At 59.3% G+C, this 25,185-nt stretch carries 20 protein-coding genes and 3 pseudogenes; 15 read left to right on the top strand and 8 right to left on the bottom strand.

Translation table 11 applies throughout. The features are described 5' to 3' along the window. Nucleotides 1-40: 40 nt before the first annotated feature. The 9 genes from FQ185_RS23315 (at nucleotide 41) to FQ185_RS23275 (ending at nucleotide 8,756) form a co-directional block, all read left to right on the top strand. Nucleotides 41-952, top strand: a complete 912-nt coding sequence (locus FQ185_RS23315; RefSeq protein WP_149419485.1) for a LysR family transcriptional regulator — start codon at nucleotides 41-43, stop codon at nucleotides 950-952. A 103-nt stretch (nucleotides 953-1,055) separates the two neighbouring features. After that, nucleotides 1,056-1,949, top strand: coding sequence for an NAD-dependent epimerase/dehydratase family protein (locus tag FQ185_RS23310; protein ID WP_149419484.1), 894 nt, complete (start codon nucleotides 1,056-1,058; stop codon nucleotides 1,947-1,949). Between the two features lie 223 nt (nucleotides 1,950-2,172). Continuing rightward, nucleotides 2,173-3,618 (top strand): SulP family inorganic anion transporter, encoded by a 1,446-nt coding sequence (locus tag FQ185_RS23305; protein ID WP_149419483.1) that lies wholly within the window; start codon nucleotides 2,173-2,175, stop codon nucleotides 3,616-3,618. A 220-nt stretch (nucleotides 3,619-3,838) separates the two neighbouring features. Further along, nucleotides 3,839-5,188 carry a gluconate:H+ symporter gene (locus tag FQ185_RS23300; RefSeq protein WP_149419482.1) on the top strand — a complete coding sequence of 450 codons (1,350 nt, stop codon included), beginning with the start codon at nucleotides 3,839-3,841 and terminating at the stop codon, nucleotides 5,186-5,188. A 15-nt stretch (nucleotides 5,189-5,203) separates the two neighbouring features. Then, nucleotides 5,204-6,064, top strand: coding sequence for a MurR/RpiR family transcriptional regulator (locus FQ185_RS23295; RefSeq protein ID WP_149419481.1), 861 nt, complete (start codon nucleotides 5,204-5,206; stop codon nucleotides 6,062-6,064). Nucleotide 6,065: 1 nt separating this feature from the next. Next, complete coding sequence (locus FQ185_RS23290) at nucleotides 6,066-7,523, top strand: amidohydrolase family protein (RefSeq protein ID WP_149419480.1); 1,458 nt, start codon at nucleotides 6,066-6,068, stop codon at nucleotides 7,521-7,523. Between the two features lie 120 nt (nucleotides 7,524-7,643). Next, the gene (locus FQ185_RS23285; protein WP_149419479.1) at nucleotides 7,644-8,012 is read left to right on the top strand and encodes a glyoxalase superfamily protein; all 369 of its coding nucleotides are present in this window, start codon (nucleotides 7,644-7,646) and stop codon (nucleotides 8,010-8,012) included. A gap of 82 nt (nucleotides 8,013-8,094) precedes the next feature. Then, nucleotides 8,095-8,340 carry a plasmid stabilization protein gene (locus tag FQ185_RS23280; RefSeq protein WP_149419478.1) on the top strand — a complete coding sequence of 82 codons (246 nt, stop codon included), beginning with the start codon at nucleotides 8,095-8,097 and terminating at the stop codon, nucleotides 8,338-8,340. Further along, nucleotides 8,337-8,756, top strand: coding sequence for a type II toxin-antitoxin system VapC family toxin (locus FQ185_RS23275; RefSeq protein WP_149419477.1), 420 nt, complete (start codon nucleotides 8,337-8,339; stop codon nucleotides 8,754-8,756). Before FQ185_RS23280 ends, FQ185_RS23275 begins: the two co-directional genes overlap by 4 nt. 219 nt (nucleotides 8,757-8,975) lie before the next feature. On the opposite strand, the pseudogene FQ185_RS31170 reads toward FQ185_RS23275, so the two are convergent. From FQ185_RS31170 to FQ185_RS31160, 3 genes and pseudogenes are all read right to left on the bottom strand, one after another. Then, nucleotides 8,976-9,151 (bottom strand): annotated as a pseudogene (locus FQ185_RS31170) (DUF6124 family protein); the annotation flags it as partial. Between the two features lie 282 nt (nucleotides 9,152-9,433). Continuing rightward, the gene (locus FQ185_RS31165; protein ID WP_371926667.1) at nucleotides 9,434-10,147 is read right to left on the bottom strand and encodes a methyl-accepting chemotaxis protein; all 714 of its coding nucleotides are present in this window, start codon (nucleotides 10,145-10,147) and stop codon (nucleotides 9,434-9,436) included. 144 nt (nucleotides 10,148-10,291) lie between these two features. After that, a pseudogene (locus FQ185_RS31160) lies at nucleotides 10,292-11,218 on the bottom strand (methyl-accepting chemotaxis protein); the annotation flags it as partial. A 396-nt stretch (nucleotides 11,219-11,614) separates the two neighbouring features. Between FQ185_RS31160 and FQ185_RS23265 the strand changes: the two are divergent. Together FQ185_RS23265 and FQ185_RS23260 are read left to right on the top strand one after the other, a co-directional pair. After that, a complete protein-coding gene (locus FQ185_RS23265) occupies nucleotides 11,615-12,286 on the top strand; it encodes a histidine phosphatase family protein (protein WP_149419475.1) in 672 nt (223 codons plus the stop codon). A gap of 26 nt (nucleotides 12,287-12,312) precedes the next feature. Beyond that, the gene (locus FQ185_RS23260; protein ID WP_149419474.1) at nucleotides 12,313-13,146 is read left to right on the top strand and encodes a phosphatase PAP2 family protein; all 834 of its coding nucleotides are present in this window, start codon (nucleotides 12,313-12,315) and stop codon (nucleotides 13,144-13,146) included. Nucleotides 13,147-13,324: 178 nt separating this feature from the next. On the opposite strand, the gene rimJ is transcribed toward FQ185_RS23260, so the two are convergent. The 5 genes from rimJ to FQ185_RS23235 all read right to left on the bottom strand — a co-directional run bounded on the left by rimJ (nucleotide 13,325) and on the right by FQ185_RS23235 (nucleotide 17,354). Then, nucleotides 13,325-13,918 (bottom strand): ribosomal protein S5-alanine N-acetyltransferase, encoded by a 594-nt coding sequence (rimJ, locus tag FQ185_RS23255; protein WP_149419473.1) that lies wholly within the window; start codon nucleotides 13,916-13,918, stop codon nucleotides 13,325-13,327. Between the two features lie 54 nt (nucleotides 13,919-13,972). Then, entirely contained in the window at nucleotides 13,973-14,995 is a 1,023-nt protein-coding gene (locus FQ185_RS23250) for a HAMP domain-containing sensor histidine kinase (RefSeq protein ID WP_149419472.1), read from the bottom strand. A 9-nt stretch (nucleotides 14,996-15,004) separates the two neighbouring features. After that, nucleotides 15,005-16,465 carry an ATPase domain-containing protein gene (locus FQ185_RS23245; RefSeq protein WP_149419471.1) on the bottom strand — a complete coding sequence of 487 codons (1,461 nt, stop codon included), beginning with the start codon at nucleotides 16,463-16,465 and terminating at the stop codon, nucleotides 15,005-15,007. Further along, nucleotides 16,462-16,896 carry a hypothetical protein gene (locus FQ185_RS23240; RefSeq protein WP_256730471.1) on the bottom strand — a complete coding sequence of 145 codons (435 nt, stop codon included), beginning with the start codon at nucleotides 16,894-16,896 and terminating at the stop codon, nucleotides 16,462-16,464. The genes FQ185_RS23245 and FQ185_RS23240 overlap by 4 nt, the downstream gene beginning before the upstream one ends. A 218-nt stretch (nucleotides 16,897-17,114) precedes the next feature. Next, the gene (locus FQ185_RS23235) at nucleotides 17,115-17,354 is read right to left on the bottom strand and encodes a hypothetical protein (protein WP_149419470.1); all 240 of its coding nucleotides are present in this window, start codon (nucleotides 17,352-17,354) and stop codon (nucleotides 17,115-17,117) included. Here FQ185_RS23235 and FQ185_RS30720 point away from each other — a divergent pair. The 4 genes and pseudogenes from FQ185_RS30720 to FQ185_RS23215 form a co-directional block, all read left to right on the top strand. After that, a pseudogene (locus tag FQ185_RS30720) lies at nucleotides 17,291-17,493 on the top strand (type II toxin-antitoxin system HipA family toxin); the annotation flags it as partial. The gene FQ185_RS23235 and the pseudogene FQ185_RS30720 sit on opposite strands and share 64 nt — an antisense overlap. A 256-nt stretch (nucleotides 17,494-17,749) precedes the next feature. Next, nucleotides 17,750-18,682 (top strand): NAD-dependent epimerase/dehydratase family protein, encoded by a 933-nt coding sequence (locus FQ185_RS23225; protein WP_149419469.1) that lies wholly within the window; start codon nucleotides 17,750-17,752, stop codon nucleotides 18,680-18,682. A 61-nt stretch (nucleotides 18,683-18,743) separates the two neighbouring features. Further along, nucleotides 18,744-21,554 (top strand): bifunctional glycoside hydrolase 114/ polysaccharide deacetylase family protein, encoded by a 2,811-nt coding sequence (locus FQ185_RS23220; RefSeq protein WP_149419468.1) that lies wholly within the window; start codon nucleotides 18,744-18,746, stop codon nucleotides 21,552-21,554. Then, nucleotides 21,532-25,158 (top strand): tetratricopeptide repeat protein, encoded by a 3,627-nt coding sequence (locus FQ185_RS23215; protein WP_149419467.1) that lies wholly within the window; start codon nucleotides 21,532-21,534, stop codon nucleotides 25,156-25,158. The genes FQ185_RS23220 and FQ185_RS23215 overlap by 23 nt, the downstream gene beginning before the upstream one ends. The last annotated feature ends 27 nt before the right edge of the window (nucleotides 25,159-25,185 follow it).

The following is a 25,185-nucleotide window of genomic DNA, read 5'->3' as shown; positions in this document are numbered from 1 at the left end:
ATCCAGCTACTATCAAGCCAGTTTTGAATGAGGGGCATCCGTGAAAGCCAGATCCGATGAGTTGCAGATTTTCGTCTGCGTGATTGAATGCGGGTCGATTTCCGCTGCGGCCGAACAGGTCGGGCAAACGCCTTCGGCGGTCAGCCGTACGCTGTCGCGGCTGGAGGCGAAACTCGACACTACGCTGATCAACCGCACGACGCGGCGCATGGACCTGACCGAGGAGGGCAAGTATTTCTTCGAGCACTCCAAGCTGATCCTGGATCAGATGGATGAGCTTGAAGAACGCTTGTCATCACGCCAGCAAACCCCGTCCGGGCGTCTGCGGATCAACGCTGCATCCCCCTTTATGCTGCACGCCATCGTGCCGTACATCGATGAGTTCCGCCGTCTCTATCCAGACATTCAGCTGGAACTCAATAGCAACGACCTGATCATCGACCTGCTCGAACAAAGCACCGACATTGCCATCCGCATCGGTACGTTGGCGGACTCGACCTTGCACGCCCGCTCCCTGGGCTGCAGCCCGCTGCACATCGTCGCCAGCCCGGTTTACCTGGAACAACACGGCGCACCTGCGCAGGTGGCAGACCTGGCCGGGCATACGCTGCTGGGCTTTACCCACAACGAAGGCCTCAACCAATGGCCGCTGCGATACGTTCATGGCGATCGTTGGCCGATCCAGGCGTCGATCAGCGCGTCCAGCGGCGAGACGATCAGGCACCTGGCGCTGGAGGGGCAAGGCATTGCCTGCCTGTCGCATTTCATGACCATCGATGACATCCGTGCCGGGCGTTTGCAGGTGTTGCTGGCGGATTTCAATTCGGGTTATCGCCAGCCGATCAACGCGGTGTACTACCGCAACTCGCAACTTGCCCTACGGATTCAGTGCTTCCTGGACTTCATCCAGGGCAAATTGGCGGCTTACGCGAATGCGGATTTCAAGGGCTGATCCGTGATCCCTGCGCAAGAGTGAATTGGGCAAGGCTGCCTGTTTCCTTAGGCACCGGTCCTCGATACTGGCTGCATCACTTATTAACGCAGGGAGTTTCTCCATGAACGTATTCGTCACCGGCGCAGCCGGTTTTATCGGCGGCTCCATCGCCACGGGTCTGGTCCGTGCCGGCCACAAGGTTACCGGTCTGGTGCGCAGCGCCGAACAGGCCAATGAACTGAGCGTACTGGGCATCACCCCGGTCATCGGCACTCTTGACGACAGCGCACTATTGGCCGATCAGGCCCGTGCCGCCGACGCCGTGATCAACGCCGCCAGCAGCGACCATCGCGCTGCGGTGGAAGCGCTGCTCAACGCACTGCGCGGCTCTGACAAAGTGTTTCTGCACACCAGCGGTTCGAGCATCGTGGGCGATGCCTCGGGCGGTAAATCCAGCGACACGATCTATTACGAAGACAACCTGCCGGAGCCGACTGTCGACAAGGCCGCTCGCGTGGCCATCGACAACCTGATTCTTGCCGCTGCGAAAGACGGTGTGAACTCGGCCGTGATCTGCAACACGCTGATTTACGGCCACAGCCTGGGCGTGAAGCGCGACAGCGTGCAGTTGCCGCGCTTGCTGAAACAGGCACGTAAAAGTGGCGTGGTTCACCATGTCGGTACTGGCCAGAACATCTGGTCCAACGTGCACATCGAAGACGTGGTTTCTCTGTACCTGTTGGCGCTGACCAAAAACGTACCGGGCACGTTCTACTTCGTCGAAAGCGGTGAAGCGTCGTTCATCGACATGACCACTGCGATTGCTCAAGCCTTGAACCTGGGCGAGCCGCAAGACTGGCCGCTCGCGGACGCCGAAGCCGAGTGGGGTTATGAAATGGCCAACTATGGCTTGGGCTCCAATAGCCGGGTTCGCGGTAAAAAGGCGCGTGAAGTGTTGGGCTGGGTGCCGAAGCGGACTTCGGTGATTGAATGGATTCGGGACGAGATGGTTTGAGTTCGCTTTAGACCGCGTCATCGTTCATCGCGAGCAGGCTCGCTCCCACATTTTGATCTGCACAGGACACAGATTTTGTGTCCGACGAAGGTCCACCGTGGGAGCGAGCCTGCTCGCGAATGCATTTGCGAAGTCTCAACAACTGGCCGTGCCGCGCTCAATTCCGTAACATCCGCACCCTCTTTTCCGGCCGCTTCCTGAGGCCTGTATTGTTGGGTAAGCCATGAAACCAAAACGTCTGCGCGCTGATGTCCTGGCCGGACTCACGACCTCTTTCGCCCTGCTACCCGAATGCATTGCCTTCGCGCTGGTGGCCCACCTCAATCCGTTGATGGGGCTTTACGGGGCTTTCATCATTTGTACGCTGACCGCGCTCTTCGGCGGACGACCGGGCATGGTGTCCGGCGCCGCCGGGTCGATGGCCGTGGTGATCGTCGCGCTGGTGGTGCAGCACGGCGTGCAGTACTTGCTGGCCACCGTGTTGCTGGGTGGTTTGATCATGCTCGCGTTCGGTCTGTTGAAGCTGGGCAAACTCGTGCGCATGGTGCCGCACCCGGTGATGCTGGGCTTCGTCAACGGCCTGGCGATCATCATTGCCCTGGCCCAGTTGGAGCACTTCAAGAGCGGTGAAACCTGGCTGAGTGGTACGCCGCTGTACCTGATGACAGGGTTGGTGGCCGTGACGATGGCCATCGTCTATCTGCTACCGCGTCTGACCCGCGCGGTGCCGCCGGCGCTGGTGGCGATTCTGGGCGTCGGGCTGGCGGTCTACCTGCTCGGCCTGCCAACCCGCACCTTGGGCGACATGGCGCACATTGCCGGCGGCCTGCCGAGCTTTGCCCTGCCAGACATCCCCTGGAACCTGGAAACCCTGCGCATCATCGCCCCCTACGCGATATTGATGGCCATGGTCGGCTTGCTGGAAACCCTGTTGACCCTGAACCTGACCGACGAGATCACCGAGAGCCGAGGTTACCCTGATCGCGAGTGCGTGGCGTTGGGGGCGGCGAACATGGTCTCCGGTCTGTTTGGCGGTATGGGTGGCTGCGCCATGATCGGGCAAACCGTGATCAACCTCAGTTCAGGTGGGCGCGGTCGGCTGTCCGGTGTGGTCGCCGGGGTCCTGATTCTGTTGTTCATATTGTTCCTTTCGCCGCTGATCGAGCGCATCCCGCTGGCCGCATTGGTCGGCGTGATGTTTGTGGTGTCGCAGCAGACGTTCGCCTGGGCCTCGCTGCGGGTGCTGAACAAGGTGCCGCTGAACGACGTGTTGGTGATCATCGCAGTGACGGTCATTACGGTGTTCACCGATCTGGCCACTGCGGTGCTCTGCGGGATCATCATTGCGGCGCTCAACTTTGCCTGGCAGCAGGCTCGCGAGCTCTACGCCGACAGTCATCTTGAAGTCGACGGCAGCAAGCTCTACCACTTGCATGGCACGCTGTTCTTCGCCTCAACCACACCTTTCCTCAATCAGTTCGACCCCGCCAACGACCCCGCCGTAGTGACGATCGACTGTCGTCATCTGAGTTTCGTCGACTACTCGGCGATAGCGGCGCTAAAAACGCTGCGAGAGCGTTACGCCAAGGCCGGCAAACACCTGCGCGTGCTGCATTTGTCTGAACGCTGCAAGAAACTGCTCAAGCGCGCCCGCGTTAATCACGACTGAGACTGACAACTGATCGTTCCCATGCTCCGCGTGGGAACGATCAGCGTGAGGGCGATGAAAGTTCCACTGTCCAATTTTCATATCCACCGCCCCCGCATGTCTCTGCGCGACAACCCTTATCCCTCCACGAAAATTAGTTTCACCTCGTTTGAAAATCACACCTCGAAATGTTTTATGAGTTTCACAACCCATTCGACGTGACCCTTTCGAGGAGTACCGCATGACGCCTTCTTTCGGCTATTGGCTGCTTGTTTACGCCGCCATCGCCATCATCGCGCTGATCGTTCTGATCGCCCGCTACCGACTTAATCCGTTCATTGTGATCACCCTGGTGTCCATCGGCCTGGCGCTGCTGGCGGGGATGCCGCCGTCGGGCGTGGTGGGTGCTTACGAGGCCGGGGTGGGTAAAACGCTGGGGCATATCGCGCTGGTGGTCGCGCTGGGCACGATGCTCGGCAAGATGATGGCCGAGTCCGGCGGTGCCGAGCAGATGGCGCGTACGCTGATCGATCGCTTCGGTGAGAAAAACGCGCACTGGGCGATGGTCTGCATCGCTTTCCTGGTAGGTCTGCCACTGTTCTTCGAGGTCGGTTTTGTTTTGCTGGTGCCGATCGCATTCACCGTGGCGCGGCGCGTGGGCGTTTCGATTCTGATGGTCGGTTTGCCGATGGTGGCCGGACTCTCAGTGGTCCACGCCCTGGTGCCGCCGCACCCGGCGGCGATGCTGGCGGTGCAGGCCTATCAGGCCTCGGTGGGGCAGACCTTGCTCTACGCGATTCTGATCGGGATTCCGACCGCGATCATCGCCGGTCCCCTGTACGCCAAGTTCATCGTGCCGCGCATTCAACTGCCGGACGATAACCCGCTGGAACGTCAGTTCCTTGAGCGTGAACCGCGAGACAGCCTGCCGGGTTTTGGCATCACCATGGCGACCATTCTGTTGCCCGTGGTGCTGATGCTGCTCGGCGGCTGGGCCAACCTGATTTCCACGCCGGGCAGCGGGTTCAACCAGTTTCTGCTGTTCATCGGCAACTCGGTGATCGCCTTGCTGCTGGCGACTTTGCTGAGCTTCTGGACGCTTGGCCTGGCCCAGGGTTTCAACCGCGAATCGATCCTCAAATTCACCAACGAATGCCTGGCACCGACCGCCAGCATCACCTTGCTGGTGGGCGCGGGCGGTGGCTTGAACCGGATTCTGGTGGACGCCGGCGTCACCGATCAGATCGTCAGCCTGGCCCAGATATTCCACCTGTCGCCGCTGCTGATGGGCTGGCTGTTTGCTGCATTGATGCGCATCGCCACCGGTTCTGCCACGGTGGCCATGACCACCGCGTCGGGGATTGTTGCGCCGGTGGCGATTGGTCTGGGTTATCCCCATCCAGAGCTGTTGGTGCTGGCGACGGGCGCGGGGTCGGTTATCTTTTCCCACGTCAATGACGGCGGCTTCTGGTTGATCAAGGAATACTTCAACATGACCGTTGCCCAGACTTTCAAGACCTGGACGGTGCTTGAGACCATTATCTCGGTCGTCGCCTTCGGTCTGACCGTTGGCCTTTCTTACTTGCTTTAGCCGGAGCCGCCCGCCATGGACATCCTCTACCAGATCCGCGTCCGTCAGGATTCCTTCAGCGCGGGCGAAGGACGCATCGCTCGGCTGATGCTCGACGACGTAGGATTTGCCTCTGCCGCCAGTCTCGATGAGCTGGCGCTGAGAGCGGAAGTCAGCACCGCCACGCTCTCGCGTTTTGCTCGCACCGTGGGCTGCCGCGACTTGCGTGACCTGCGGCTGCAACTGGCCCAGGCCAGCGGCGTCGGCAGTCGGTTCCTCGACCCGGCGGGCACGCCCGAGCAGTCGGCGTTTTATGGGCAGATCGTCGGCGATATCGAGTCGACCCTGCGCCAGCATCTGTCGGCGTTCGATGAATCACGTTTCGCCGGTGCGGTGAAGCTGCTGAGCAAGGCGCGGATGATTCACGCCTTCGGCATGGGTGGTTGCTCGACGTTGTGCAGTGATGAATTGCAAGTGCGGCTGGTGCGATTCGGCTACCCGATTGCGGTGTGCCACGACCCGGTGATGATGCGCGTCACCGCCGCCAGCCTCGATGCCGAACGCGCCGTCATTGCCTGTTCGCTCACCGGCATCACCCCCGAACTTCTGGAGGCCGTCGAGTTGGCGCGCAGCTACGGGGCGCGAATTCTTGCCATCACCCGGGCCGACTCGCCGCTGGCGCAATTGGCCGATGTGCTGCTGCCGCTGCAAGGGGTCGAAACCTCGTTCATCTACAAACCCACGGCGGCGCGCTACGGCATGTTGCTGGCCATCGATGTGCTTGCCACCGAACTGGCGCTGGCTAACCCTGAAGACAATCAAGAGCGTCTGCGGCGAATCAAACTCGCCCTGGACGACTACCGCGGCGGCGATGATCACTTGCCGTTGGGAGACTGACATGATGTACGACACGCTGATCCGCAATGCCCTGATTATCGACGGCAGTAACGCGCCCGGTTATCCCGCCGACGTGGCAATTCTGAACGGCCGCATCGAGCGTATCGGCGACTTGCACGACGCCAGCGCCACCGAAGAAATCGACGCTGCCGGTCGGGTGCTGGCACCGGGTTTCATCGACGTGCACACCCATGACGACACCGTGGTAATCCGTCAGCCGCAAATGCTGCCCAAGCTCAGCCAGGGCGTGACCACGGTGATCGTCGGCAACTGCGGGATCAGCGCTTCGCCGGTGAGTTTGCGCGGCGATCCGCCAGACCCGATGAACCTGCTCGGCACCGCGGCGGCGTTCGTTTATCCGAAGTTCAGCGATTACCGCGCGGCTGTCGAAGAGGCTAATACCACGCTGAATGTCGCGGCACTCGTCGGCCACACCGCGTTGCGCAGCAATCACCTCGACGACCTGTTTCGCACTGCCACTGCGGATGAAATCAGCGCGATGCGCGAGCAACTTCGTGAAAGTCTTGAGGCCGGTGCGTTGGGTTTGTCCACAGGTCTTGCGTACGCCAGCGCGTTCTCGGCTTCCACTGACGAAGTGATGCAACTGACCGAAGAGCTGACCGCCTTCGGCGCGGTCTACACCACGCATTTACGCAGTGAATTCGAGCCGGTGCTGGAGGCCATGGACGAGGCGTTCCAGATCGGTCGTCATGCGAAAACGCCGGTGATCATTTCCCACCTCAAATGCGCTGGCGCCGGGAATTGGGGGCGGAGTCCGCAGCTGCTGGCGTCCCTCGAACACGCGGCGAAAACCCACCCGGTGGGCTGCGATTGTTACCCCTATGCGGCGAGCTCCTCGACCCTGGACCTCAAGCAAGTCACCGATGCCCATCGCATCACCATCACCTGGTCAACGCCACACCCTGAAGTGGGTGGCCGTGACCTGATGGACATCGCCGCCGAATGGGGCGTGCCGTTGCTCGATGCCGCCCGCCAACTGCAACCGGCAGGCGCGGTGTACTACGGGATGGATGAAGCCGATGTACGAAGAATCCTCGCGCATCCGCTGTCGATGGTGGGCTCTGACGGCTTACCGGAAGATCCGTTTCCGCATCCACGCTTGTGGGGCGCATTCCCACGCGTGCTCGGACATTTCAGTCGCGACGTGGGGCTGTTTCCGCTGCACACCGCCGTGCACAAGATGACCGGGTTGTCGGCGGCGCGATTTGGCTTGAAGGAACGTGGCGAAATCCGTGTAGGGCATTGGGCGGATCTGGTGTTGTTCGACCCTGCAACGATTCGCGATGTCGCGGACTTCAATGATCCGCAACGGGCGGCGGAAGGGATTGATGGGGTGTGGATCAATGGTGTTTTGAGTTACAGCGACGGTCAGGCGAACGGAAGAAGGGAAGGGCGGTTTCTGGCGCGGGAAGGGGATTTACGTGACGGGTTTCAGTAACTATTCCGAGTGCTGCGTCACAGTGATGGCACATTGAGATTAAAGAAAGCCATCATCAAGCCGAAGTGCTGACATCTCGCCCGGCTACACTCTGGGCCTTATCAGTCTGGGAGCAACTCCATGAGCTTCGGCAAAACCACCCCGATCCTGCGGATTTTCGATGAAATCAAGGCCGTGGAGTTCTACGTCGACTTCCTGGGATTCACGATCGACTGGCAGCATCGTTTCGAGGCTAACTTCCCGTTGTACCTGCAAGTCTCCCGTGGTGAGTGCGTGTTGCATCTGTCCGAACATCACGGCGACAGCACACCGGGCTCGGCGTTGCGAATCGAGACGGATGAGCTGGAGGCGTTTCAGCAGCAATTGCTGGCTAAGGAATATAAGTTCGCACACCCACAGATCCAGGCCATGCCGTGGGGTAGCCAGGACATGACCATCAGCGATCCGTTCGGGAATCGGTTGATGTTTACCAATTCGATTTGTGTGTAAGGCCGTTCGGCAGCTCTGCGAGTTTTGATAGGGCAAGGTATGTTAGCCTCAATCAATGATTTCATTGATTGCAGGAGGCATCATGGCCAGCATTACGATTCGAAACCTGGATGATCAGATTAAGGAACAGCTGCGCATCGCAGCGGCCCACAATGGGCATTCAATGGAAGAGGAGGCTCGCCTGATTCTTGGCAGAGCCCTGGCTACTGTTGATCGCGCAGGAGGGCTTGGAAGCCGAATCCGCAACAGGTTCAGCGCCAGTGGTGGGGTTGAGCTCGATCTTCCTTCGCGTCACGAACAAGCGACAGCGGTGGATTTCTCCGAATGATAGTGCTCGATACCAATGTTCTTTCAGAGTTCATGCGGGTCGAGCCTGAAACTCAAGTACTTGCCTGGGTTGATGCGCAACCGGCGATGGAATTGGCAATCAGTGCTATCACTGTGGCAGAGATTCTCCATGGCATTGCCCGACTCCCGTTTGGTAAGCGCAAACAGAAATTTGAAGCTCATGCGATGGCGATGTTCGAAGAGGACTTTGCCGGAAGGATTTTGCCTTTTGATGCTCACGCCGCCGTGGAGTACGCGACGCTGGTTGCTGGCTGTGAAGCTAATGGGCGGACGGCGTCGATGGCCGATGCGCAGATTGCCGCAATCTGCCGAAGCCACGGAGCTCCTATTGCCACTCGCAATGTCCGGGATTTTGAGTTTCCTGGCGTAGAGGTGATCAATCCGTGGCAGGCCTGATACTGTCGGTGGCGGCAAGGACGGTAAAGGTGACTGATCCATTCGGTAATCGGTTGGTGTTTACCAATGCGATTTGTGTCTGAGCTTTAGATAGCCATCGCGGGCAAGCCCGCTCCCACAGGTTCAGCGAATAACCTGTGGGAGCGGGCTTGCCCGCGATTGGATCTGTGATTCAACGCAGACTGAATGTCAGACCCGCACGTGACAGGAGGACACTGGCTACTCAGCCGGGTCGAGTTGATCCAGCGCTCGATTGACCGCCAGCTCGCCCAGCATGATGACTTGCGCAATGCCCAATAGGGAATGGCGTCCCGGCCCATCGGTGTGATCGCCAAGTCCATGGCCATGACATTGGCCGACGCCAACGACTCACACGCATGAACCAGCAGGGTTTCGATAGAGCCCAGGCCCAAGGCGCACAAGCCGGCGGATTCTTACGTACCTGTAGGCGATGGCGCAAGGCGTTGTAGCTTTCATGAAGTAACGCTGACTGCCATTAAACAAGCCTTGCCTTACGAGCGGACCTTTGCGATACACAAAGCCTTGGGTGTTGATCGTTCCCACGCGCAGCAAAGGAATGCAGCCCGGGACGCGCCGCGTCCCATGCCGAAGCGGACGCAGAGCGTCCATTGAGGTATTCCCACGCGGGAGCGTGGGAACGATCAGGTCAGGTGTGATCAGACCCGGAAGTGGCTGACCATCTGCTGCAACTGGCTACCCAAACGTGCCAGTTCAACACTGGACGCTGCGGTTTCATCGCTGGCGGCGGCGGTCTGTTCGGACACGTCGCGCACGTTGATGATGCTGCGGCTGATCTCTTCGGCCACGGCGCTTTGCTGTTCAGCGGCGGCGGCGATTTGCTGATTCATCGACTGGATGTTGGACACCGTGCGGGTGATGTTCTCCAGTGAGACACCGGCCTTGCGGGTCAGCGCGACGCTGCTGTCGGTCAGGACGCGGCTGTTGTTCATCACTGCCGACACCTGTTGGGTGCCATTTTGCAGACCGGCCACCAAGCCTTCGATTTCTTCGGTGGATTTTTGCGTGCGCTGCGCCAAGCCACGGACTTCGTCGGCAACCACGGCAAAACCACGACCGGCTTCACCGGCTCGGGCCGCTTCGATGGCGGCGTTGAGCGCCAGCAGGTTGGTCTGTTCGGCCACGGCCTTGATCACGTCCATGACGCTGCCGATCTTGTCGCTTTCCTGTTGCAGCACGCTCATGGCTTCGGTGGAACGCGCCACTTCGCTGGCCAAGCGTTCGATCTGGGCGATGGCTTCATTCACCACTTTGTCGCCTTCGCGAGCTTCGCCGTCAGCGGCGGCGGCCGCTTGGGACGCTTCTTCGGCGTTGCGCGCGACTTCCTGCACGGTGGCGGTCATTTCGTGCATGGCGGTAGCGACCTGATCGGTTTCGATCTTCTGGCTGTTGACCCCGGCGCTGGTTTGCTCGGTCACGGCCGACAGTTCTTCGGCAGCGCTGGCGATCTGGGCGACGCCGTCGCGGATACCGCTGATCAAGTCACGCAGGGTCACGCCCATGCGAGCGATGCCTTGTTGCAACACGCCGAGTTCGTCGCGGCGAGTCACTTTCACGTCCTGGGACAAGTCGCCGCTGGCGATGCGTTCGACGACCGCGAGGGTGTCGCGCAACGGGCCGGTGATCTGACGGGTAATGATGACGGCAGCAATGATGCCGACCAGCAACGCCAGCAGGGTGCTGATCATTTGCAGAGTGCGAGCCTGAGCGCTTTCGGCGTCACGACGGTCAAGCTGAATCTGATACAGCTGATCGCTCAGGGACACGATGGCGGCACCCTGGTCGGTCATTTCCTTGCGCGCTTGCACCGCATCGTTGTTGGCGTTTTTAAAGGCCTGCAAGGCGCTGCGGTAGTTGCCCAGTGCGGTGTCGAGCTGACGCAGGGCGTCTTGCTCAGTGTCGGCGAAATGCACATTGAGCGGTTTCAGGCTGGCGATGGTCGCGTCCAGTTGGCCGACGGCTTTTTGCTCGGTGTCGGCGTTGGTTGTTGCGATGTAGCCGCGCACTTCGTAGCGGGCCAGCAAGAACGCTTCCTTGGCAGCCGTGATGGCCTGGAATTGCTCGAAGCGCTGATCGCTCAAGGGCATTTGCTGCACGTGGGTATTGATAGTGTCGATCAGCTTGCCAGCGGTCTCGGCATTGGTGCCCATGACGTCGCGAGCGCTGTTACCGGTGCGGTACGCGCTGCGCATTTTGTTCAGGGACGTCCTGTAGGCATTGATGACGGCGCCTTGCTCTTTGAGCAGGTTGAGGTTTTCCGGGCTCTTGAATTTCACCAGCAACGCTTGCTGCTGAGCGGAGAACGCATCAAGGGTGGTCAGTACATTCTGGGCAGCGGTTTCGTCGCCGTTGGTCAGCATGTATTGCAGGCGAACCACGCGCAGCTTGGTCAGGCCACCGTTGAGTTGAGTGATGTCGCTCATCCAGTTGCTGCGGTCAATCAACCCGCCCAGGCTCGTCCAGCCCGTCAGGGCGAGGACACAGGTCAGTGCCAGGACCAGGCCGAACCCCAGGCCCAGTTTCAGGTTCACGCTGATATTGCCGAACCAGCTAGTCATCAAAAATCCTCCAGGAACGTTGTGCTTCTTGATCGTCGGTTGGCTGGAAGATTGTTGTTTTTGGTAGCCAGCAAAGTGTGTAGCAGGACTGTATCGGCAGCATTCGCGAGAGCTGAAAGGTTTTTGTACGACGGATCTGTAACAAAGTCTTTGTGCAATTCTTAAGCTTTTTTTCACATGCGTTTCACCGCAGGCCGACGCGAGTCTCTCTACCCTCGCGGCATCGAATGAGGGTGATGCATGCCGGCGAGGCGGCTTGATGTGGAACTGAGACTGAGTCTGTTCGGAGTAAAACGCTCGATTGATCTGAGCCGTTTTGCCCGCTATCGCAATACGATTGTGGTGCTGGCCTCGGCGCTGCTGGTGATCTCTTTGACGTTATGGCTGTTGCAGCCAGCGGCTGTGCCGGATCTGGCCCATGGCAATGTGGCTGGCGCCCGGGCGTTGGCGTCAGGTTGGGCCAAGGGCGACATGATCGTGCTGGTGCGTCACGTCGAACGTTGCGATCACTCCAAAGCAGCCTGTCTGAGCGGCAACGATGGCATTACCGATCGCTCCCGCAGCGTGGCCGTGGAGGTCGGAGCAAATTTTGAACAGCTTGGGCTTAGCCACGCCGATATCTACAACAGCCCGATCATCCGTACTGCGCAGACGGCCGGCTATATGTTCAACAAGGTGGGGGTCGGTGAAGACTGGTTGATCAGCTGCAAGGGCACCATGCTGCGCGACGCGCTGGCGCACAAGGTGGCGGGGCGCAACCTGATTCTGGTGACCCACAGCGAATGCATGTCGCAAATTGAGAGCGATCTCAAGTTGCCGACGTCCACCCTGGGCTACGGCGCCTCTTTGTTCATCTCGGCTGCAACGCCCCAGAAGCCGCACATGCTCGGGTTCATCGAGGCCTCTGACTGGCGCTCGATGACCACCCAATGAATTCACTCTCCGGATCAGGCCACACCATGCTGACTTCTTCCCGTTACCGCTTTTACTGGGTGAACTTCGGCATTCCTCTGACTTGTGCGGCGGTGGTTTTCCTGCTGTTCGACCTGACCAAAATCGACATCGCGTTCAGCAATCTTTTCTATGATCCGACCACCCGGGTGTTCCCGTTGGAGCAGGTTCATCTGTTCGAAAAAATCACCCATAAATGGGCGCGGATCGTCCCCAATTGGACCAGCGAGATAGCGATCATCGGCGCTTTGTTGTCGTTTGTGTGGCCGCGTCTGAAGGCTGAAAAGCACTCGAAAATCATCGCGTTCCTGGAAAAAATAAGAGTCGCGCCGGTGCTTCGGTTTGCCAGCAAACACCGTCGGGACTTCCTCTACGTGGTGTTCGCGTTCTCCATCAGCACCGGTGTCATCCACTACCTCAAGGGCCACACCAGCGTGTATTGCCCGGTCGAAACAACCCAGTACGCAGGGAAAATCGAACACAAGGAGTGGTACCAGAACTTCGATTTGCTGAAAGTCGCGGGTGACGGTCGCTGCTGGCCGGGCGGGCACGCCTCGGGCGGCTTCACCATGCTCGCGTTGTATTTCGTGGCACGCCGCTACCGCTGGCGCTATTCCAAAGCCGTCATGTACGGGTCTTTGCTGCTCGGATTCGTCTACGGCACGACGCGGGTTCTGCAAGGCTGGCACTACATGTCCCACACGTTCTGGGCCGGGATCTTCGTGTGGCTGGCATGTTTGCTGACGGCGCTGGCATTTTATGGACGAGCGCGGCTGGAGATGCCGGTTTTGCAAAGGGCTGAAGAACCGGTGTTGAAGGCTCAGTCTCAGCCTGCCAATTGAGCCAGGTTTTGAACGGCAAAATCCGTAATCCGAGTAGCGATTGCGGGTTTTTTATTGTCCGGGAAATAGCCTTCGCGAGCAGGCTCGCTCCCACATTTGATTTGTGCGACACGATCAAGTGTGGGAGCGGGCTTGCTCGCGAAGAACGATAACGCAGTCAACCAGACTGAACGCCTGCTTAGCCTTGCGAAAGCGGTCGGGACCAGCGTTGCTCGAGCGTTTCAAAGCGATCGTTGATCAGCGCCGTCAGCACATGATCCTGCCAGCGCCCGGCGATGCTCAGGTACGCCTTGGCGTAGCCTTCGCGCTCAAATCCCAGCCGTTCGAGAAGTCGCGCACTGCGATCATTTGCGGGAATGTAATTGGCCATGATCCGGTGCAGATTCTGCTGCTCGAACATGTACTGAATGCCCGTCTCCAGTGCCTCTTGCATCAAGCCCTGGCCCTGATGCGACTCGGCAATGTGATAACCGAGATAGCAGGCCTGAAACGCCCCGCGCGTGATACCGCTGAAATTGCAGGCGCCGATCATCTGGCCGCTGTCCGGGTCCAGCAGCGCAAAATGCACTGCCAGGCCGACCTCAAAAGCGCTGGCTTGCACCTCAAGGCGCGGGCGGATGCGTTCAGGGCTGTGGTAATCGGCAGGGCGAATCGGTGACCAGCGGGCGAGATGCTTCTGATTGCGTCGGTAAAAGTCGCTTTCCAGCGTCGCCTGTTCAGGGTCGAGCACCACCAGTGTCAGGCGTTTACAGGGCAGGGTCAGCAGTGGCATGGGCGTTCCGGGTCGCGGAGTGAAAGCGCAGCATTACGTGACCAGCGAAAAAACTCAAACCGCCAGCGGTAACGTCACGATGAAGGTACTGCCCTTGCCGTCGCCGTCGCTCATGCCAATGACCGTGCCGCCATGGGCCTCGACCAACTCGCGAACGACCGTCAGGCCAATGCCCAGGCCAGCACCGTTGAAGCCGATGGCATGAACGTCTTGTACAAACGGTTCGAAGACAAACGGCAAGGCCTGAGCGGAAATACCGATGCCGTTATCGCAAATGCTCAACTCCAGCACATCGGCTTCGGCGGTGACCGAGAGCGTGACCGTGCCGCCCGCCGGTGTGTATTTGGCCGCGTTGCCCAGCAGGTTGCCGAGAATTTGCGTGAGACGCACCGGATCGCCGTCTACAGCCAGCGCGCAATCGGGCAGCTCGGCCGTGAAGTGCAAATGTCGGGCAATCATCACCGGACTACAAACCTCGATGGCTTCATGGATGATCTGCACCATGTCCACGATGCGGCAATCGAGACGCCACTTGCCGGTGCTGGCGCGGGAGACGTCGAGCAAATCGTCCACCAGTCGCGACATGTGTTGCACCTGGCCTTCGATCAGCGCCTGCATGCGCGGCAGTTCTTCGCTGGGTACTCGCACCAGTCGGCCGGCGATCATGCTGATGGGTGTCAGCGGGTTGCGCAGTTCGTGGGCCACTAGGGTGAGGATGTTGCGTTGTTGTTCCAGGGTGTGTTCGGCTGATGCTTGCAGGTCTTGCGCGCTGAGGGCCGCGATCACCAATTGCGCGTTGGCTTCACGCATCTCCAGGAACAGTCGTTGTTCTTCCTGAGTGCGCTGGGGTTTTTCTGCATCGGACTGCGCCAGCAAAATCGCCAGCACCAATTGCTGATTGGCCTCGATCAATTGCTCGACCTGCTGGCTGTCGACCAGGCGGGTGTTGGCGTCGCTCAGCTCTTTTTGCAGCGCCGCCAGCACCGCCCGAGCCTCAACAGTCTTCTGGCCGAGCAGGAACAGTTCGCGAGCGGCAGTGGCCATCGCTTGCTCGTTCTTGCCATTGGCCTCACTCATGGTTTTTGCTCATCCGTCGTCTTTGCCCAAACGCTGCCGGGTTGGCCGGCCACCGAGTAAGCCTTCCTGGTCTGGCAACATCTCGCCGATGTGCAAACCGTTATTGTCGATATGGTACTGGCGCAACTCATCGGAGTGAGCGCTGGCCCGCACCTTGACCACGGCCATGATGCGCAGCAAGCGGCTCTGCACTTCAATGTAGCGCTGAACGATGATGGCGTCGGTGAGAAACGCCGTACCGTAAGGGCTGAAACGCAGGTCGGTGTAGCGGTCTTCCAGCTCTGAGGTCATCAACACGCTGACCCCGGCGCTCGTCAACGCAGTGACCATGCGCGACAGCGACTCGCGAAAATCTTCGCGGAAGGTCGGCGCCAGTGCGAGTTCGAAACCCGACAGTGAATCGATCACTACGCGGGTGGCTTTCAATCGGCTGATCTCGCTGAGCAGCAATTGCACGATCTCGTCGATGGACAGGTCCGGGGCGCGGCTGTCCACCAGACCGACCTGTCCGCTCTGGATCAGGCCCGCAAGGGTGGCGTTCTGGGAGTGATTAGGCCGTTGTTCAAACACCGCGATCACGCCGGTTTCACCATTTCTCGCGCCTTCGGCCAGGAAGGTGGACGCTAGAATGCTTTTGCCCGAGCCCGACGGCCCGGCCACCAGCAAGGAATAACCACGGGGCAGGCCACCACCCAGCATCTCGTCGAGCTGTGGCACGCCCATTTTCAGGCGCTTGATGGGGAACTCCAGCGGTGCTTCAGTCGGGTTGAATGGCGCAGGCGCAAAGACCTTGATCCCCGATGTCGCGATACGGAAGGTGTGCAGCCCGGGCAGTGTCGGCTGGCCGCGCATCTTCATGATTTCCATCTTGCGCACCATGGAGTTGCGCTGAACGCTCTGGCGCAGCCAGATCAGGCCATCGGCCACGGTGAAAATCGGGTTGGTGTCGGTTTCGGTGAAGTATTCGCCGATCAGGAAGGTCGTCGCCTGCCAGGTGGTCATCAACATGCCCAATTGCTGAACGAACTGCGGCAGGTTGTTGTTCGGGTTGTCCTGAGTCTGGCTGGCCAGAACCACCGAACGGAACGAGTCGACAAACACCAGTGACGGGGAGTGAGCCTCCACCTCGCTGACGATGCGCCGCAGCACTTCGTCCAGATTCCCGGCCAGGGTGTCGTCGGCCAGGTTGATGTAGCGGATCGACTGGTTGATCGCTTCGCTATCGAAAAAATCGAATTGCTGCTGATAACGCAGCATCTTCAGCGGCGGCTCGCCCAGTACGGTAAAGAACAGCGCCGGGCGCTCAGGTGTCGCCAGGGCGAACATCATCTGATGCGCCAGGGTGGTTTTGCCACAGCCAGGCGGACCGGCGATCAGGTTGAACGAAAACTCCGGCAATCCACCGCCCAGCACCTCGTCCAGTCCTGGCACGCCGGTGGCAAGACGGTTGATAGTCACTTTGGTGCTCATGGCGAAATTTCCTGCGAAGGGGTGTCGCTCAAAGAAGGTTCCCACATGTCACGAAGCAAACGTGTGGTGAGCGAGGGCCCGATGAGCGTGGTCAGCAGCTCGTAAAAGGTAGTCAGCAACACTTCACCGGAAAACAGCGCATCGGCGTCGCTTTGCTCAACGATTACGGACTTGAGGGCAGTCAAATCCATGCCGGACGGCACTCTGTCATAGGTGCGGGCCAGACGCGGATGAGTGGAGGCGCACAGGTGGAGGCTGCGGCGATAAAGCGCTGCAACCCCTTGGTGGCCGATGATGGGCGTGAGGGCTACATCCATATCCTGCAAGGTTGAAATGATCGCCTGGGCGATCCTTGCAATGTCAGCGTCGGGGCCAACACGGTGCGCCAGAGAAGCTACGATCTGGCGGCTCTCTTCGCTTAGCGTGGGCATGGCTTACTGATATCTGAAGGACAGGCCTCGATAGTACACCCGATGGTGCGTTGAGAGTGATTTGCGTCAAACAGGACAAAGCGCAGGCAAAAAAAGGCCCGCGGGAGAGCGGGCAAACCGTAGCTTCTTAAATGAGCGAGCGCAATGCACCGGTTGGACCGGGGCGGTGGGGTGAAGAAAAACTTATCTGCCCCACAGTGCACGGCGCCCCTCCAGCGTTAGCAGTCGTACTTGAAACTCGTCATCACATTGCGCGGCGTACCGTAAACGCTGTACCGGCCTGACTGGCTGTAGTTGAAAACTTCGTCGAATTTGTTTTCGGCATGGGTGAGCTCGATCTTGCCGCTCCAGCCATTGCCCAGTTGCTGCTCGATGGAGGTGAAGAAGCTGGTTTGCTCTGTCTGGTAGCAGCTCGCCCATTGGCAGGGTTCAGGTGCGCTCCGAAACGTTTGATGCATTGCTTGGGGAGCAGCAGTTTCCGGGAGAAAAATTCGAAGAGATTCTGACTTGGGACGGGACGGAAGATATCTTCGCCGACCTTCTCGATCGCTACATTTTGCGGCAGGTATTTCGGGTATGCAGCCGAAGGTGCTAGTCGTCAGGACACCTGCGATCCATACGGAATAAACCCACGCCTTCGCTTATCGTCGTCAAATAAATGGCGTTTTGCGCTGTTAATAACCGCTTGGCGGCAAAATAGACAACCTATTGACAGTCTCCATCTGATCTCCCATTATCCCCCCCGCGTTTTGATGGCTTTGCGCCATAAAAATGCCGTTTTACTACCAGCGCAGCCCACACCGTTAGCGGACTTTGAACACTAGTACCGCTTGAATCTTCAGGAAGAAATTTCATGTTTGTTGAGCGAGTACTGGTCACTGGCGGGGCGGGTTTTATTGGGTCACACCTTGTTGAAGCATTGCTTGGCAAAGGCTACAAAGTGCGTGTGCTGGATAATTTATCGACCGGCAAAGTCAATAATTTGCCGATGGATAATGCCAATCTGAACCTGGTTGTGGGTGATGTCGCGGACGGCGCGGTCGTGGCGCAGGCCATGCGCGATTGCAGCGCGGTCGTGCACTTGGCGGCGGTAGCCTCGGTGCAAGCGTCGGTGGATGATCCGGTCGGCACCCATCAAAGCAACTTCGTTGGCACCCTCAATGTTTGCGAAAGCATGCTCAAGGCCGGGATCAAACGTGTGGTGTTCGCTTCCAGCGCGGCCATTTATGGCAACAACGGTGAAGGTACGGCGATTCACGAAGACACCCCGAAAGCCCCTCTCACCCCCTATGCCAGCGACAAACTGGCCAGTGAGTATTACCTGGATTTCTATCGCCGCGAACACGGCCTGGAACCGGTGATCCTGAGGTTCTTCAACATCTTCGGCCCACGCCAGGACCCTTCTTCGCCGTACTCCGGTGTGATCAGTATTTTCACCAAAATGGCCATGGCCGAGCAGCCAGTGGCAATTTTCGGCGACGGCGAGCAGACCCGCGACTTCGTCTATGTCCAGGACCTGGTGAGCATTCTTGTGCAGGCTATGGAATCGGACGAACCGGGCTCCGGCGCAGTGAATATCGGCCTCAGTCGTTCCACCAGCCTCAACGATTTGATCACTGAGCTGGGGGGCGCTACTGGCAGTCCTTTGACGGTGACTCATCACGCGCCACGTCAGGGCGACATTCGCCATTCGCGCGCCAACAACGCTCGCCTGCTCGAGCGCTTCAAGCTCCCGGAACCGACCACCATCGGCAACGGTTTAGCGCAGCTTATCCGCAGTCTGTAGCCCGGGCAGTCCACTGCTCGAGGTTCAAGCGGTATTGGTTCAGTCATTTAAAGAGTGAGTTATGGAAATCGTTTTTCGCAGGACGCGTGTCCGCGCGGCCGCCAAGCGACTGTTGGCCGCCTTGGCGCTATTGGTGAGTGGGCCCGCCGTTCAGGCTGGCGCATTGTCGCCACCTTCCAGCGTGGCCTTTTGGTACGCCGATCAACCGCCGATCTCCGAGTTGGCTCAGTTTGACTGGACCGTGGTCGAGTCAGGGCACATGACGGCGGACGATGTCAAAACCCTGCGCAAGTTGGGCAGTCAGCCGTTTGCCTACGTATCGGTGGGCGAGTTCGATGGCAACAAGGCTGAAATCGACAAGGCAGGTTTGCGTAACGCGGTCACCCCGGTGCGAAACGACTCCTGGGACAGCCAGGTGATGGACCTTGCAGCTCCGGCCTGGCGTGAGCATTTGCTCGGCCGTGCCAAAGAGTTGGAGGCGCAAGGTTATGCCGGCCTGTTCCTCGACACGCTCGACAGTTTTCAGCTGTTGCCGCCAGCCTCGCGGGAAGCGCAGCGTGTTGCTCTCGCCAGTTTCCTGCGTGAACTGCACAAACGTCAGCCCACGCTGAAGCTGTTTTTCAACCGCGGGTTTGAAGTGTTGCCCGAGCTTGATGGCGTGGCGGCAGCGGTCGCCTTTGAGTCCATGTACGCCGGCTGGGATCCTGCCGCCAAGCGTTATCGCCCAGTCCCTGAGTCCGATCGCCAATGGTTGCTGGAAGAGCTGCAACCATTGCGTGCCAAAGGCATCCCGCTGGTGGCCATCGATTACCTGCCACCGGAGCGTCGTGAAGAAGCACGCAAACTGGCCAAGCGTCTGCGCGATGAGGGTTACATTCCTTTCATCGGCACCCCTGAACTGGACTCGATGGGCATCAGCAATATCGAAGTCCAGCCGCGCCGAATCGCGCTGGTTTACGATCCACGCGAAGACGAACTGACCAGCAACGCCGGCCACACAATGCTCGGCGGCTTGATCGAATACCTCGGCTACCGGGTCGATTATCTGGCCGTCGACAGCTTGCCGGAACATCGTTTCAGCGGTCTGTACGCCGGCATCATTACCTGGATGGCCAGCGGCACACCGCAGGACAGTTCCGGATTTAACCGTTGGCTCAACAAGCGCCTTGACGAGAATGTGCCACTGGCGTTTTTCGCCAGCCTGCCGATTGAGGACAAGGTGTTGCTCAAGCGTCTGGGGTTGAGTCTCTCGACACCCGCGGGCACTCAAGCCTTGAGCGTCACTTACCAGGACAAGGCGCTGATCGGGGCGTTCGAAGCACCGGTGCAGCCCCGATCCCGCGACCTGACCGCTATCTCTGTACTGCCCGAAGGACCAAAAGCGGTGTTGCAACTGACGGGGCAAAGCGGTCAGACGTTTGCCCCGGTGGCGATCGGCAAATGGGGAGGCCTGGCACTTACTCCTTATGTCCTCGAAACAAACAGCGAGCGCAGCCGTTGGATCATCGATCCGTTCGCATTTCTCCAGGCTGCCCTGCACCTACCGGTGCAGCCACGTCCGGACACCACCACGGAAAACGGCCGCCGAATCGCGACCGTGCACATCGATGGCGATGGTTTCCCTTCGCGCGCCGAAGTGCGTGGCTCGCCGTACGCCGGCAAGCAGGTGCTTGACGATTTCATTCGGCCTAATCCGTTTCTGACCTCGGTGTCGATCATCGAGGGGGAGATTTCGCCGCGCGGGATGTTTGCGCACCTGGCGCGCGAGCTGGAGCCCATCGCGCGCGAGTTGTTTGCCAACCCTAAAGTCGAAGTCGCTACACACACCTTCAGCCATCCGTTCTTCATGGAGCCGGAACTGGCCCAGAAAAGGGAAGATTTCAACCCGGAATACGGCTTGAAAATGGCCATCCCGGGTTACAACACCATCGATTTTCGCCGTGAGATTTTTGGCTCGCGCGACTACATCAACCAACAGCTCACCACCGCGGCCAAACCGGTGAAGATGGTTTTCTGGCCGGGCGACGCCTTGCCGTCGGCGGCCACCATCAAACTGGCCTACGACGCGGGTCTGAAAAACGTCAACGGTGCCTCAACCATGCTGACGAATGCCAAGCCGTCGCTGACCGGCTTGTATCCCTTGTTGCGGCCCACCGAAGGTGGCTTGCAGTACTACGCGCCGATCATCAACGAGAACGTTTACACCAACCTTTGGAAGGGACCGTATTACGGCTTCCGCGAAGTGATCGAAACGTTTGAGCTGACCGACAGCCCGCGGCGTCTGCGCGGCCTGCACCTGTATTACCACTTCTATTCGAGCACCAAGCAGGCCTCGATCAAGGCGATGAGCGACATCTATGGCTACATGCGCGAGCAACAACCCATGTCGCTGTGGATGAGCGATTACCTCGATCGTTTGCACGGCTTGTATCAATCCAGTCTGGCGCGTACGGCCGAAGGCGACTGGCAGGTTCGTGGGATGGATGCCTTGCGCACCCTGCGGCTTGACCCGCAAATGGGCTGGCCGGATCTGCTGCGCTCGCAAGGCATCGCCGGAGTTCGCGATCTTCCTCAAGGGCGTTATGTGCACCTGAGCAGCGATCGCGCGCTGCTGGTCTTGCGTCCTGATCGGGATGACCGACCTGCGCTGGAGGAGGCCAATCTGCCATTGGTGGACTGGAGTTACCTGGATGACCGACGCGTGAGTTTTTCGTTTGTCGGACAGATCGATCTGACCTTCTCGGTACGCTCGACGAGCGCTTGTCGGGTTGAAGTGGATGGGCAGCGTTTTGCAGGCAAGTCATCGGCCGGTCTATGGACATTTCATTTACCAATGAAGCAGGTGAGTAATGGTCAGCTCCTCTGCAACTAAAAATAGCCGTCTGCTCAATCCTTGGGCATTGGCGGTGGTGGCGGTTGCCGTGGGAGGTCTGCTGTGGGCGACCTTCCAGCGCGAAGAAGTGTTCCAGCCCGATGGCCGCGAGCCGGATGCGGTCTCGGCCAATTATGCCGAGTTGCTGTTGGCGGCCCACCCGGATGACGATCACCTGCGCTTGCAGTTGGTCGATCTGTTGATTCGTCTCGGCGATTACACGAAGGCGCGTCAGTACCTGGAGAGCTGGCCCAAACCAGTGCTGGAGGTACAGGCCTACTACCGGCTTGAGCTGGATACATTGGTGGCGTCGAACAGCGAAGACTCTGCCGTGCGGAAGGCGTTGGCAGAGCGTCTGAATAGCTTCGATCACCGCAAACTGTCACTGCCACAATTGCAGAATCTGGCCCGCCTGGCGCTGTCGTTGCAGGCCCCTGCGACTGCCGCAGGCGTCTATGAAGAAATCGCCGACCGTGACTCGACGCTACGCACCGAGTCGCTCAGGTCTGCCGCACAATGGCATTTGGCAGGCGAGCAACCGGGTCTGGCGGCGAATATTTATCTGCGCCTGAAAAGAGAAAGCCAGCAAGCGGCTGAGCGTCGGGAGTACGCTCAATTGGCGTTTAACAGCCTGTTGGCTGACGGTCGCGGCGAGCAGGCCACGCAAGTACTCGTCGATGAACTCGGTCAACTCAAGAATCCGCAAGCCGATTCGGCCTGGCTGGAGCAGGGCGTTGATGTCGCGATTGGGAACAAACGCTATGACCGGGCTCAGCTATTCCTCAAGCAGTGGCGCGTTTTGCAGCCGGATAACACGCAAATTCTCAGGAAGGATTTCAGCCTGCGTCTGGCACTGAACGACCTCGCGGGCGCTTGGGAGAGCGGTCAGCAACTGGTCATCGATGTCCCCGATGACCAGCGGTTGCTGGAGCAAATGGCCCATCTCGGTGAATGGCGTGGCGACAACAACGCCGCGCTGGGTTACTGGATTCGTCTGCTCAAACTGCACGAAACCCCGCAAGTCCGTGAACACGCCTGGCGTCTGGCGAGCCAGGAGTTCGATTTTGATCGGTCGATTCCATTGCTCGAAGAGATCATGGATCAACGGGCGCTGACCGACATTGAGCTCGATGCGCTGATCTACGGCCATGAGTCGCGGGGTACGCCGGTGCAGGCCGAATCCTGGCTGCGCAACTACATACGAAAATACCCCGCGCATCATCTGGCCTGGACGCGGTTGCTGCAAAACCTTGAAAACACCGGGCAGTTCTCGGCCAAAACCGTGGTTTACCAGGACATGTTGAAACGTTTTAGTCTGACTAGCGCCGAGCGGGTCGACTGGGCCCATACCTATCTGGTGCTGTTTGACAATCGCGCGGCTTGGGAAATCGTGCAGGTGAATGACCAAACCATCGCCGATCAGAATTACTGGCGCGTCCGAGCCTATTTGGCCTGGGAACTGGAACACGATGACGAGTTGCAGGTATCCATTGAAAAGCTGTTGACCCTCAAGGGCGCGCTTGACAGTAACGAGGAGACCCAGCTGATCTCGAGTTATCGCACCAGCAATCCGCAGCGCGCTCTGCAATTGGCTGTCGCCAGTTGGCAGCGCGCCCATGGTCCGCTGCGCCTGGTCGACGCGTTGCTGATGGCCCAGGAGCTGCCGGATTGGTCGCAAGTGGAGGCGCTGCTCAAGGACGCCGAGCAGTATCCAGAAATATACGAACAGGCTCAGGTACTGTCGGCCCGCGCTGCCCTGGCGGTGCAGAAGGGGCAGTATGACGAGGCGGAGCGCTTGTATCTGCTGGGTTTGTCGCGCTACCCCGATGACAACCTGTTTCGCGAGCGCTTGATGTGGCTTTACGTCGATCAAGGCAACTCAGCGGCCCTCAAACCGTTGTTGACGAAGTGGCGGGGGCAGGCGCGTAACGACCAGGTCTTGTGGCTGGCGTTTGCCAGTGCCAGTCAGATGTTCGGTCGCGACAGCGAAGCGTTGGCCTGGTATCGCATGTACCTCAAGAACAACTCGCAGGATTGGTTGGTGCAGGCCGCTTACGCCGATGCGCTGTACAGCGCCGGGTATCAGGATGCGGCCCAGCGTCTGCGTTTGAAGCTACTGCGCAGCCCTGAAGGTGAAAACCTTCAACCATCGTCTCAGCGCTACGCGACCTGGCTGCGTCTGATGGCCAGCAGTTATTCGCCACGCATGGCGCAGCAGGAAGTGTTGAAGTGGAAGGACGGTTCGCCGGCCATGTTGCAATTATGGTTTGAGCGGTTGCTGGCGCGTCTCGACGCGACAAACCAGGAAGCGCAGAAAGACGAATGGCTGGCGTGGGCGCGTAGCCAAGGCCTGAAGGTAGAGCGTTATGAGCAGATTCAGCAGGCCCTGCGCAGCCGTAACAAAGCGCAGGTCGAAACGCTGTTGGCCAGCAGCGATCTGAACCCGGCGCAAAGGGCCCAGGCCCTCAATCGCCTGGGTCGGCTCGGTGAAGCGCTCGATACCAGCCTGTCGGCGCTCGGTGACGAGCAACCGGTCGAGGTGCGCGAGCAACTGCGAACGCAGGGAGTGGAAATCCAGGAACGCACGCCGCAAGGAGCACAGCTGTCCTGGCAGGAGCAGGGCTTCGGCGGCATTGATTTCAACGCCCCGCGATTGCAGATTGCGCACAACCTGGGCGATCACTGGTACGCCGATCTTGAGCTGGAACAAGGCTCTTACAGTGGCAGCGATGTCGACTCATCGAAAATCGGCGAGGAGCGTAACGCGGCCCTGACCCTGCAACGCTCGGTGGAGAACGGCAGCTACAAACTGTTCGCCGACACCAGTCAGCGCAAGGACGACGACCGCAATGGCCTGGGTCTTTCCCGGACCTGGCAGTTGGGCGTCAGTGATGAACTGGAAACCGGTCTCGAATGGCATCGCAAGAGCGAAGACAGCGGGCTGATGCGCGCTTTCGGTCAGCAGGACAGCGTATGGCTGGGTGGCCGTCATAGCCTGACCGCCCGTGATCAGTTCAGTTGGGAAGTCGCTCAACGGTCATTTTCCACGCGTGCGGGTGACAACCTCGGCGATGGCCACGCACTGAAAATGGAGCTCAACCACACGCTGGAATTCGCCGGTCCCAACTGGACAGTGCGCAGCGGTGTCGACTATCAGAAAAACCGAGTCAAGAACCGGACACTGGACTACCTGTCCAGCAACAATGGCGGCCCGATAAGCGTTGCGGCCCCGCCTGTACCGGAGATAGACCCTGACACCGGTTTGCCCGAGCCTATCGATCCACTAGACATAGAGACGGTCACGGCCGGCGACTTGCTGCAAAGCCGCTACGGCCAATTGTATTTCGGCAGTTCCTGGCGTCGTGGCCTGCCGGGTGCACTGGTTCGCACCCGACCGCAATACACCTGGCTGGTGGACCTGACGGCAGGCTGGCAGTGGACGGATCAAACGTTTAACTACGGCATCAACACCGGGATCGGCGTTGAAGTGCTGGGTGATGACGAACTGGCCCTGACCTTCGGCTACCAATCTGCGCCACAAGGCGGTGATGGCAAGTCGGGCGGAACACTGGGTGTGAGCTACGGCGTGCGTTTTGGACGCTGATCATGGAATTTCTACAGGAGAAAAACG

This window comes from Pseudomonas sp. ANT_H12B (assembly GCF_008369325.1).
GTDB lineage: Bacteria > Pseudomonadota > Gammaproteobacteria > Pseudomonadales > Pseudomonadaceae > Aquipseudomonas.
The sequence above is the reverse complement of the archived record's forward strand: the minus strand, read 5'-3'. Positions and strand labels throughout refer to the sequence as shown.

Bases quoted from the DNA above. Each gene is read 5' to 3' on its own strand.
- FQ185_RS23310 (WP_149419484.1), top strand. From the start codon at position 1,056: ATGAACGTATTCGTCACCGGCGCAGCCGGTTTTATCGGCGGCTCCATC.
- FQ185_RS23305 (WP_149419483.1), top strand. From the start codon at position 2,173: ATGAAACCAAAACGTCTGCGCGCTGATGTCCTGGCCGGACTCACGACC.
- FQ185_RS23300 (WP_149419482.1), top strand. From the start codon at position 3,839: ATGACGCCTTCTTTCGGCTATTGGCTGCTTGTTTACGCCGCCATCGCC.
- FQ185_RS23295 (WP_149419481.1), top strand. From the start codon at position 5,204: ATGGACATCCTCTACCAGATCCGCGTCCGTCAGGATTCCTTCAGCGCG.
- FQ185_RS23290 (WP_149419480.1), top strand. From the start codon at position 6,066: ATGATGTACGACACGCTGATCCGCAATGCCCTGATTATCGACGGCAGT.
- FQ185_RS23285 (WP_149419479.1), top strand. From the start codon at position 7,644: ATGAGCTTCGGCAAAACCACCCCGATCCTGCGGATTTTCGATGAAATC.
- FQ185_RS23280 (WP_149419478.1), top strand. From the start codon at position 8,095: ATGGCCAGCATTACGATTCGAAACCTGGATGATCAGATTAAGGAACAG.
- FQ185_RS23275 (WP_149419477.1), top strand. From the start codon at position 8,337: ATGATAGTGCTCGATACCAATGTTCTTTCAGAGTTCATGCGGGTCGAG.
- FQ185_RS31165 (WP_371926667.1), bottom strand. From the start codon at position 10,147: ATGCACGAAATGACCGCCACCGTGCAGGAAGTCGCGCGCAACGCCGAA.
- FQ185_RS23260 (WP_149419474.1), top strand. From the start codon at position 12,313: ATGCTGACTTCTTCCCGTTACCGCTTTTACTGGGTGAACTTCGGCATT.
- rimJ (WP_149419473.1), bottom strand. From the start codon at position 13,918: ATGCCACTGCTGACCCTGCCCTGTAAACGCCTGACACTGGTGGTGCTC.
- FQ185_RS23250 (WP_149419472.1), bottom strand. From the start codon at position 14,995: ATGAGTGAGGCCAATGGCAAGAACGAGCAAGCGATGGCCACTGCCGCT.
- FQ185_RS23245 (WP_149419471.1), bottom strand. From the start codon at position 16,465: ATGAGCACCAAAGTGACTATCAACCGTCTTGCCACCGGCGTGCCAGGA.
- FQ185_RS23240 (WP_256730471.1), bottom strand. From the start codon at position 16,896: ATGCCCACGCTAAGCGAAGAGAGCCGCCAGATCGTAGCTTCTCTGGCG.
- FQ185_RS23235 (WP_149419470.1), bottom strand. From the start codon at position 17,354: ATGCATCAAACGTTTCGGAGCGCACCTGAACCCTGCCAATGGGCGAGC.
- FQ185_RS23225 (WP_149419469.1), top strand. From the start codon at position 17,750: ATGTTTGTTGAGCGAGTACTGGTCACTGGCGGGGCGGGTTTTATTGGG.
- FQ185_RS23220 (WP_149419468.1), top strand. From the start codon at position 18,744: ATGGAAATCGTTTTTCGCAGGACGCGTGTCCGCGCGGCCGCCAAGCGA.
- FQ185_RS23215 (WP_149419467.1), top strand. From the start codon at position 21,532: ATGGTCAGCTCCTCTGCAACTAAAAATAGCCGTCTGCTCAATCCTTGG.